Consider the following 11,342-nt stretch of genomic DNA (forward strand, 5'->3'; position numbering starts at 1 on the left):
CTATAACTATAGTAATAACAATCCGCAAGGAGGTTTCATCTATGGCTTTACAAGGCAAAGGCTTTTTCCTCTGGCAAATCAAAAACTGTGAAGGCGGTAATACTACCCAGATCGCATTAGAAGCCCAAGAAGCGGGCCTGAGCCATGTACTCATCAAAGTGGCCGGTGGGATTTACCCCTATAACTACGACTGGAACAAACAGGTAGACCTGGTACCGCCACTAGTCAATGCGCTGCACTCGCTGGGCATACAAGCCTGGGGCTGGCATTATGTCTATGGCAATGACCCTTCAGGCGAAGCGCGCATCGCCATAAAACGCATTCGCGACCTCAATCTGGATGGCTTTGTGATTGATGCTGAGGCGCCTTATAAAGAATCGGGCAAAACCAGTGCAGCCAGAACTTTTATGAGCGAATTGCGCAGCGGCGTAGGGAATAATTACCCGCTGGCATTATCGTCATATCGTTATCCATCACTCCACCCCATTCCCTGGAATGAGTTCCTCAAAAAATGTGATATTAACATGCCACAGGTTTACTGGATTGGTGCGCACAACCCGGGTTCGCAACTCAACCGTACAATACAAGAATTCCAGAGTCTTCCCTATCGACCACCCATTATTCCCACCGGGGCAGCCTTCACCGAACATGGATGGTCGGCAACTGCGGCTGAAATGCAGGAATTTTTGGTAACGGCGCGCGCCCTCAATCTTAGCGCGGCGAACTTCTGGGAATGGTATAACGCCCGCAACGTGCTGAAACCCTCACGAGAAGCCTGGAATACAATTGCCGCTTTCGATTGGGATAGCGGCTCAATGCCCCCAACAGATATTACCGCCCGTCTGGTTCAAGCTTTCAATACGCGCGATGCCAATAAAGTAGTTGAATTATATAGTGATCGGGCGGTGCATGTAACTGCAGCACGCACGATTGTAGGAAAAGAACGCATTCGCGCCTGGTATCAAACCTTCTTCGGCCAATTGTTGCCCAATGGCACATTCACATTATCCGGATTTTCGGGAACGGGGAATTCACGCCACTTTTCCTGGGCGGCACGCAGTAATGCCGGAAATGTGAACAACGGGAACGACACCCTGGGGTTGATCGGCGAGAAAATAACGTATCACTACTCCCACTTTACCGTTTCTTAAAATCGAAAAGCAGGGTGAACTGGCGTGAAATATTCATAGAGCCATTGTGACTGCTCAGCCTCGAAAAAAAGAGACCGAAAAAAGGGGTGTGCGTTGGGGCGTATGCCCCAACGCACACCCCTTTTTTCGGAATTCTCCCTGCGAAGGCGTTAGCCTGAGCAGTTACGAGCCATTATTCTTTCTTCAGGGGGCGTGGTAAATCTTCGGGAACAGTAACCGCTAAAATTTCATCCCCGGAACGAATTTCATAGACTTCTTTTCCACGCGTCGCTGCCCGGGTTTGCACCGGCGCAGAACCCAAATCAATCATCTTGGCAGCATATTTCTTCAAATGCAGGGTTATCGATTTCGTTTTTGTACCAACTGCGCAACCTAATATACGTACCCCTTTGGGTAATTTCCAGGCAATCACCCCTTTGCCATAACGTCCCTGAACAGGAAAATCGGCTTGCCCTACACGTTTGCCACGCCCATTGGAAGCCAGCAAAAATATTTCACCACGCTGGGGCAACAAATCCGCGCCAACAAGTTCATCGTCCGAATCAAGTTTGATACCCATTACGCCCGCCGCAACCAACCCCATCGGGCGTACATCTTCTTCGGAGAAGCGGATCGCCATACCGCTTGCCGCAACCAGGAAAATATCTTTCGTCCCATCACTGAGGCGCAGCCAGCCAAGCGAATCACCCTCATTGACGCGTACCAGCGTAAAGGGCGTTGCCGCTGGGCCTGGCAACTCTTCTGCGGCGCTCTTTTTGACCATTCCCTGGCGAGAAACTGAAACAACAAACCAGCCATCCGCAAGCTGATTTTTGGGCGGCAAGGCAAAAATCGTAGCTATGTGATCTTTGTTCGTAAGCGGCGATACCTGATGGAAGGGCACACCGTCGTCAGGCTTTTCGGTTTCGGGCAGCGATGTCACTGGCAGTGAGGCTGCCTGCCCATCATTGGTAACAAAATAGAGCGTATCACGTGTATTGACCCGAATTAATTGCTCCGGGGCCGAATTACCGCTAATGCGCGGGCGGTTATCTTGCCGCGTGCGAGAAACTTTGCCATCATCGGTTAGCGAAACCCAAACCAATGCATCAGGAGCCAAATCACTCAAACGCACCGGAATTTCAGTCTGATCGCCTTTCACCGAGACAATTTGTGTACGACGTTGATCATCGAAATCTTCTTTTACTTTTTGCAATTCACTTGAGATCACTGCGCGCATCTTGACCGGAGATTTAAGCAGCGCGACCAATTCCTTTATGCGTTTTTTGGTTTCTTTATATTCTTGCTCCAGTTTGGCGCGCTCCAGCCCCGCCAGGCGGCGCAGCGGCATATCCAGAATCGCCCGCGCCTGCACATCGCTCAGTTTGAACCGCTTGCGAAGATTTTTGTGTGCGGTTTCCACATTACGCGAACGACGGATTGTGTCAATCACATCGTCAAGATTTGCCAGGGCAATGATTAACCCAGCGAGGATGTGTTCACGCTTGCGGGCGCGCGCCAACTCGTACTCGCTACGGCGGCGAACAACTTCCTGACGATGATTGAGATACACCCGCAAAGCCTGTTTGAGATTGAGCATGCGCGGCTCGCCATCCACCAACGCCAGCATTATCAAACTAAAAGTGGTGCGCATGGAGCTATACTTATACAAATCTTCCAATATTTTTTCGGGCAGTGCGGTTTTAGTGAGTTCAATCACCACGCGCACGCCTTGGCGGTCCGATTCATCGCGCAAGTCGGCGATACCTTCAACTTTTTCATCACGAGCTAACGAGGCGATGCGTTCCAGCAAAGTGGTTTTATTGACCATATAGGGGATTTCGGTAACCACAATCCGGTTACGACCGCGGCTCATCTCTTCGATGTGAGCGCGCGCTTGCACGCGAATACGACCACGACCGGTTCCATACGCTTTTTGAAGCCCGCCTTGTTCGATCTGATCTACAATAATGCCCCCGGTCGGGAAATCAGGCCCCTTGATAAACTTCATCAATTCTTCCACGCTGACGTCATCCAGGTTCTTCCAGTGCTCCAGCATATAACCCAGCGCATCCACAACTTCCCCCAAATTATGTGGCGGAATGCTGGTCGACATCCCGACTGCAATGCCTGTAATCCCATTGACCAGCAAATTGGGCAATGCCGCGGGCAACACATTCGGTTCTTTTAGTGTATCGTCAAAATTACTCGAAAAACTGACGGTGTCTTTATCAATATCCGACAACATATGTGAAGCCAATGCGGCCAGACGAGCTTCGGTATAACGCATCGCTGCCGGAGAATCGCCATCCATACTGCCGAAGTTACCTTGCCCATCCACAAGCAAATAGCGCATTGAAAAATCTTGTGCCATACGCGCCATCGCGTCATAGACGGCCATATCACCGTGAGGGTGGTATTTCCCCAATACCTCACCAACAATACGGGCCGATTTTTTATACGCTGTATCCGGTCGGATGCCCATATCGTGCATAGCATATAAAATGCGGCGATGGACGGGCTTCAAACCGTCACGCGCATCGGGCAAAGCACGCGAGACAATTACACTCATCGCATAATCCAAATAGGATTGCTGCATTTCTTTATCAACGTCAATTTTACGAACCAAGCCGATTTCCATAAAAGACTCCAGTGTCCAAGATACAACAGTAGTTTACTCAAACAATATCATAACGAAGAAGAACGCCAAAATTGGGGGTGTGAGCGGGGCAAATACCCTGCTCGCACCCCCAATTCTGGGACTTGGTCCGCGCATGATTCAATGTAAAAGCCACTACAATAATTGAAACATTTGTACAGTAATTATAACATGTACAAAAAAATCCCCTCTTACCGGTTATAGTAAGAGGGGACTCTTCACAAAACATCCCTTGCCCCCTAAACAGAGCAAGGATTAATCCGATGGCAAAATCTCAGTCTCCAGATCATCACCGAGGTTATCTTCAATCGCGTCCATTTCTTCATCTGCAATAGATGCAATGGGAAGATCACTATAATCTTCAATCAGCGGTTTTGGAGAAAAAGGCCCATGTTCAAAACCAGTCCCCGCGGGGATCAACTTGCCGATGATCACATTTTCCTTCAAGCCATACAGCGGATCTTCGTCGCCGCTGGCAGCCGCACGTGTCAGCACGCGGATTGTGTGTTGGAAGGATGCCGCCGAGAGGAAAGAATCTGTACTCAAGGAAGCTTTTGTGATCCCTAACAAGATTTCCTTATACTTCGCGGGGCGCATACCTTCTTGCAATAAAATCTCATTCCCTTCAAGTAATTTTTGTCGATTGACGGCATCGCCTGGCAAGTATTCGCTATCGCCCGGATTGCTAACAACAACCCGAGACATCATCTTGCGAATAATCACCTCAAAGTGCTTGTCGTGGATATTCTGACCCTGGGAGCGATATACGTTTTGCACTTCAGCCAATAGATACATCTGTGTAACTTCGCGACCGCGAATGCGCAGTAAGTCGTGTGTGTTCAGAGACCCTTCAGTTAGGGACTGACCAGGTTCAACGCGTTCGCCCTCTTTCACGGTCAGGCGAGCATTGCTGGGGATTTCATATTCTTCTTCATCTCGAATTTCACGGGAAACGATCACTTTTCCATTCTCGATGCGTACCCGGCCTTCGTGTTCAGTGGTAAGAATATTTTCGCGATTTTCAAGATTTACCAAAACAGCATCCCCACGGTCAATCTCATCTTCATCTTTCACAACCACTTCCCAACCATCAGCGATGGTATACACGTCACTCGTCATTTCGCTATGCGTCACACGCACAATGCGAATATCATCGTAACGCTCTGATTGCTCAATGCTAACCACACCGGCAATCTCACTAACCACTGCTTCGCCTTTCGGGGCTTTACGGGCCTCGAAGATTTCTTCTACACGCGGGAGACCAGTTGTAATATCAGTACCTGCGGCTACACCACCGGTATGGAATGTCCGCAACGTCAACTGTGTACCCGGCTCTCCAATCGATTGAGCCGCTACAATACCAACTGCCGAGCCTATTTCGACCATTTGCCCGCGCCCCAAATCGAGACCGTAGCACCGGGCACAAACACCATGCTCCATTTCACAGGTTAATGGCGAGTAAACTTTCACACTCTCAACACCCGCATTCACAATTGCGCGTGTTTCTTCACGGTCAATCAGGTCGCCTGATTCCAATAGCACTTCGCCAGTATTGGGATCAATCACACGTTCCGCGACAATCCGACTATACAAGCGGTTGCCAAAAGACTGACCGGCAACGTCATCTGCCCGGCGGAGGGTAAACCCATTGGTGGTTTCACACTCTTCAGCATTGACGATGAGGTCCTGAGCGACGTCAACCAGGCGGCGGGTCAGATACCCGGCATCCGCTGTACGTAACGCAGTATCGGCGAGGCCCTTACGAGCCCCGTGAGAGGAGATGAAATATTCAAGGGATGTCAAACCCTCGCGGAAATTTGAACGAATCGGATACGGAATAATACGCCCCGAGGGATCAGCCATCAAGCCGCGCATACCCGCTAACTGAGAAAGCTGCCCGAAGCCGCCTTTTGTGGCCCCGGAATCTGCCATCGTTGCCAAATCACCGTGCGGGTCCATATACTCGCGTACAGCGCTACCAACTTTCGATGTTGTACTCTGCCAAACTTCAATCACGCGTTCATGTTGTTCTTGCTCGGTGAGCAAACCACGCCGGAAGTTTCGTTCAACAACTTCCACTTCTTCCAACGCTTTATTGATAATTTCTTCTTTATTTGCTGGAATGGTTATGTCGGCGACTGCAATGGTGAAACCCGAACGCGTGGCATAAGAAAAGCCAATATCCTTGATGGCATCCGCTGCGTTAACGGTTGCCTCTTCACCACAAACCTCATAGATGTCTGCAATCAAATCCTTGATGCCGCCTTTCTCCAGAGTCTCGTTGACAAAGTGAACACCATCCGGCAAAATCCGATTGAAAAGCACCCGTCCAACCGTTGTATCAATCAACCGCTCTTGCGGTTCCTTGAGCCAACTTCCATCTTCATCGTACCAGGTTTTCGTGTACAACTTGATCTCGGTCGGGATATCTACCTGATCGAGACGGTAGACCATTTCAACTTCATCAAATGATGAGAACGCTCTACCATCACCTTTATGCGAGCGGTTATCTGTCTTGGTGAGGTAATACACACCCAAAACCATGTCCTTGGAGGGGCTAACAATCGGCTCACCACTGGCAGGCTTGAGCAAATTGCGACTTGATAGCATCAGAGTACGCGCTTCAACAACAGCTTTGTCGGATAGCGGTACATGAACCGCCATCTGATCGCCATCAAAATCGGCATTGAAGGCGGTACAAACTAGGGGGTGGAGGTGAATCGCCTTGCCTTCAACAAGAATCGGCTCAAAGGCCTGAATACCCAAACGGTGCAGCGTTGGCGCACGATTAAGCAATACAGGACGTTCTTTGATCGCTTCTTCAAGCGCTTCCCATACTTCGGGGCGGCTGCGCTCAATAAGGCGCTTGGCACCCTTAACATTCGTGGCATAACCATTCTGCACCAAACGAGAAATCACAAAGGGGCGGAACAGTTCCAGGGCCATTGTTTTGGGCAAACCACATTGATGAATATGCAATTTCGGCCCGGCCACAATCACCGATCGGCCAGAATAATCCACGCGCTTCCCTAGCAGGTTACGGCGGAAACGGCCTTTCTTCCCTTTGAGCATATCGCTCAATGATTTCAACTCACGGCGGCCACGTCGCGAACGCGCTTTGCCACGTTGAGAATTATCAATCAACGAGTCAACCGCTTCCTGAAGCATACGCTTTTCATTCCGCACAATGACATCTGGTGCGCCTAATTCAAGCAAACGCTTAAGGCGATTATTGCGATTGATCACACGGCGATACAGGTCGTTCAGATCAGATGTTGCGAAACGGCCACCATCCAACTGCACCATCGGGCGCAGGTCGGGCGGAATAACAGGCAGCACGGTCATCACCATCCATTCCGGCTTATTGCCAGAGCGCCGAAATGCTTCCGCAATCTTCAAGCGCCGGGTGGCCTTCATACGCTTTTGTTTGCTGCCAGAAGTACGTAAGGTATGTCGTAATTCAACGACCAGAGTATCCATATCAAGGCGCCGCAGAATATCAAGAATGGCTTCCGCGCCCATATCGGCCTGGAAAACCTGGCCCCAACGCGATTTTAATTCACGATAACGCAATTCACCCATATATGTGAGCGGCTGTAAATCCATCAACTCGTCGCGCATACGTCGATACTCCGTACGTGAAGCCACGATTTCATCTTCAAGGTCGCTGCGGATACCGGTGATTTTCTGTTCTGTCTCGGCCCGCAAGCGCGCCATATCCAGCTTGATATGTTCCAATTCGCGCTGACGCTGCTCTCGCAGGTCTTTTTCGATTTCTTCGAGACGCTCTTTTACAACCTGCTGTACACTACCAAGATTTTGATTGGTAATTTCTTCGCCGGCTTCAACAATTACAATATCGGTCCCCGGGAAGGTAATCGCCCGGCGCTCAGTCTGTCCAACCTTTTCCTGCAGATCCATTTCAAGCTGCTGCCCCTTTTGCATAATCGGCTCAAGTTCAGCAGCAATCAATTCATCGTAACGCAACTTGATCTCTTCTTCGCGCTCACTCAGCTCATCAAGAAGATCATCACGCCCCTGCTTCAATTCTTCTAAATGGGTATTGGTATCATCAGCGACATCCCCGCCACCACCCGCATATTCTTCTTCCAGGCGCTTCAGGGCGCGCTGGCGTGCATCTTCGTCCACATAAGTGACCACATATTGTGCAAAATAGAGTACCCGGTCAAGATTGCGGCGAGAAATATCAAGCAATAGCCCTAAATGCGAAGGGAGCCGCCGGGCATACCAAATATGCGCAACCGGGGCAGCTAACTCGATATGCCCCATGCGCTCTCGACGCACGGAAGCACGGGTAACTTCTACCCCACATTTATCGCAAACAATGCCTTTATAACGGACATTCTTATATTTTCCACAGTAACATTGCCAATCACGCTGTGGCCCAAAAATTGCCTCACAAAATAGACCATCTTTTTCTGGACGTAATCGACGGTAGTTGATCGTTTCCGGTTTTAGAACCTCACCGTATGACCAGCTACGAATCGTAGCTGGTGAAGCTAATCCAATTCTAAGTGATACTAGCCCCTTAGTTTCCACAGCGCGCGCCTCCTGAGGATCACAAAATTACTTTTTAAAAGTATGCTGCATATATGCAAACAAAAGCAAGCGCATGAGTTCTCTGACCTCAGGCGCTCGCCGAAAAATTATCTTCATTACTATTTTGCATGCGGACGGAATTATACAAGAAGCCCCCTCGATCGTCAAGGCACCAATCTGGCGATGAGTCAGGGTATTTTGGGCTACTCGCTGGCTTCTTGGCGCAAGGGAATTTCAAAGTAAAAGATACTCCCCCCACCCAACTTACTTTCCACGTTGATATTCCCCCCATGACGTTCAACAATGGATTTCACAATCGCCAACCCCAAACCCGTACCCCTCTGGCTCTTGGCCTTGCGTTCGGAACTGCGATAGAATTTTTCAAACAGCAGCGGTTGGTCCACCGGCGAAATACCAATACCAGTATCCTGAACGGAGAATAATAAGGCCTGATTGCGCTGCTGAACCTGAACGGTTACTTTGCCACCATCCGGTGTATATTTGATCGCGTTTTCAACCAGATTGTGAAGGGCCTGTTGCAACAAGGCTTGATCAGCATCGATGAGGGGGGTACTTTCTTCCGCGATATTGGCGCGTAATTCGATGCGCTTTTGTGTAGCTTGAAGTTGAAAAGCATCCACAACCCAATCTACAATATCACGCACGAGTAACTTTTCGACTTGCAAACCAACTCCGGCCTCAATACGACCCAAATCAAGCAAATTTGTCACCAGCATGGTGATATTCTCAACTCCGATAATGATTTTACGAACATATTCGTCTTGCTGCTGGTTGAGATCCCCCACCATTTCCAGCATAGTTGCATAACCGCGCATCAGCGTCAGCGGAGAGCGCAAATCATGGCTTACGGTTGAAACAAAGTCAGATTTAAGTGCGTCCAATTCTTTGAAGTGGGTAATATCTTTCAAGACACAAACTCGCCCGATGTTATGGTCATCCACTCGAATGGTTGATGCGGTCGCCATAAATACGCGCCCGTCGGGCACTTCTACTTCAACAGAATCCTGAATATCATGCGACAAACATAATAAATCAGCCAACTCGGGTTGCTGCACCACTTCCGCAACCGGTTTGCCAATGCTGGCTTTGCCATCGAGATTCAAAGTCTGCCAAGCACGTTCGTTAATGAGTAACAGGCGATCGTGAAAATCGGTTACCAGCACAGGATCAGGCGTGGATGCCAAAATTGCAGACAAGCGTTCGCGCTCAAATTCGGCCGTCATAAACAGACGCGCATTTGCCGCAGCCATTGCTGCCTGACCAGCCAATGTTGACAAGAATTGCACTTCTTCATCTGCAAAGATGTGGGGGGCATCATTCCCCAGCCATAACACACCATAATATTGTCGCTCATGGCGCAGGGTAATCGCCATCATGCTTCCCAAACGTGGCGCGCCCGTGCCAAAACTCAATAATGGCGTACGTATCGGGTTCGTCAGCAAAATTTGATCTTTGGGATGCGTTTGCATCAACGCCAGAATTTGATCATCAAAATAACTGAATAGCTGCGTATCTTTCCCCGCACCGTAGCGAGATGGAATTTCGTCTTTCATGCCGCTATCCGGCACGATTTCAGGCGATAGTACAATGCGGGCAGAGCTTACCCCAACCGTAAGAGCTGATGTAATAATGGGTTGTAACGCTTCGGAAATATTCAGATGCGAGGCCACCCCCTGGCTAACCAGCAACAAACGATTCAACTCATCAAGACGCGCCTTCAAGCTAAGGCGCATTTTTTCAAAGGCACTGCGCAAGCGCCCAGCCTCATCAGCTCCAGCCGGTTTGAGTACATGATCCAATTGCCCTTGTGCAATACGCTCCGCTTCTGTGGTCAATGATTTTAGTGAAGATGTGACCATCCGCAAACTCAAACGGATCAATATTGCCGCAATACTTACCAACAAGAAAATCATACCCAATACCGGCGCAGCAATATTAAGTGCCAATTGTTGCGCCTCACGCGCCGGTACCATCATCACAGTAAACCAGGGCCGACCGATGGTAGGGCGCACATAGATGAGATGATGTGTACCATCCGGAGCGGAATCATCATAAAAAATCGGGGAATCGCTAATTTGTCCACTATAGCGCTGATAGCGCCAACTGGTTACAGATTGATATAAAATCTGTCCATTTTCATCCGCCAGAAGGCCAACGCCGTCTAAATCGGCGGTGCTGTTCAAATTCGTAAAAATTGCCTGTGCGAAGGGATTGCTACTAAAATCGGTACGCCCCAAAAGTGCCCCCTGGACGATTTGTTCATCATCGAAGATAGCAGCAATAAAAGATATTTGCGTCGCATTCAGCCCCTCAGGATCAGGAATAATATACACCTGCACCGGAATGCCATCGAATGCCAGTTCGATGCCCAGCAATTCCTCTACCGTTTGGGGAAGTTTTTCATATTCTTGTGCCGGGTATCCCGTGAGTGGTTTTTTCTCAGTATCTAATATATATAACTGATGAAAAAAAGGTGTGGATTGATACCCCACCGATAATTTGTGCTGCAATTGCTCGTCATCAACATCTTGCAGATCAATTTCTTGAGCAATCTGCAAAATTAGATTCTGCCCTGTATTCAATAAAAATGGAACACCATCGGCGGCAACTTCAGTAGCGGCAGCCATACGCGATTGCAACATCTCGCGGGCAGCATTCCCGGCAATAATCCAATCGCCAATGACGAAAACGAGCAACAAGAGCGCCAGCAGGGGCAGCAATGTGTACGTAAAACGTGCTTCCAGGCTGCTCTCAGAGGGTGAAGGTCGCCACGGGGGCTGCCCGCCCCATTGTTCAGGAAAAGCCAATTTGGCAAACTGAGCCATCACTGCGGCTATCAACACCGGGCTAATTACCGCCAATGTCGCTGGTCTTACATATTCGAGTGCATAATCCAGGCGCACGGCCAGTGATCCCCCCATCGTAAGTATTGAACTGAAAATATATAAGAGCGGATATAGCAGACTAATTAC

Annotated in this window: 4 protein-coding genes; 1 reads left to right on the plus strand and 3 read right to left on the minus strand. The window is 49.4% G+C overall.

All coding sequences use genetic code 11. The features are described from left to right. The first annotated feature begins 41 nt into the window (after positions 1-41). Entirely contained in the window at positions 42-1,151 is a 1,110-nt protein-coding gene (locus tag HN413_12585; GenBank protein ID MBT3391234.1) for a nuclear transport factor 2 family protein, read from the plus strand. A 172-nt stretch (positions 1,152-1,323) separates the two neighbouring features. On the opposite strand, the gene gyrA is transcribed toward HN413_12585, so the two are convergent. The 3 genes from gyrA to HN413_12600 form a co-directional block, all read right to left on the minus strand. After that, positions 1,324-3,771, minus strand: a complete 2,448-nt coding sequence (gene gyrA / locus HN413_12590; GenBank protein ID MBT3391235.1) for a DNA gyrase subunit A — start codon at positions 3,769-3,771, stop codon at positions 1,324-1,326. Between the two features lie 273 nt (positions 3,772-4,044). Further along, positions 4,045-8,349: a DNA-directed RNA polymerase subunit beta' gene (rpoC, locus tag HN413_12595; protein ID MBT3391236.1), complete on the minus strand. Its 4,305-nt coding sequence runs from the start codon at positions 8,347-8,349 to the stop codon at positions 4,045-4,047. Positions 8,350-8,552: 203 nt separating this feature from the next. Continuing rightward, positions 8,553-11,342 (minus strand): HAMP domain-containing protein (locus HN413_12600; protein ID MBT3391237.1); only part of this gene is annotated, 2,790 nt, incomplete at its 5' end.

It is taken from the genome of Chloroflexota bacterium (genome assembly GCA_018648225.1).
Lineage (GTDB): Bacteria > Chloroflexota > Anaerolineae > Anaerolineales > UBA11858 > NIOZ-UU35.

Bases quoted from the DNA above. Each gene is read 5' to 3' on its own strand.
- HN413_12585 (MBT3391234.1), top strand. From the start codon at position 42: ATGGCTTTACAAGGCAAAGGCTTTTTCCTCTGGCAAATCAAAAACTGT.
- gyrA (MBT3391235.1), bottom strand. From the start codon at position 3,771: ATGGAAATCGGCTTGGTTCGTAAAATTGACGTTGATAAAGAAATGCAG.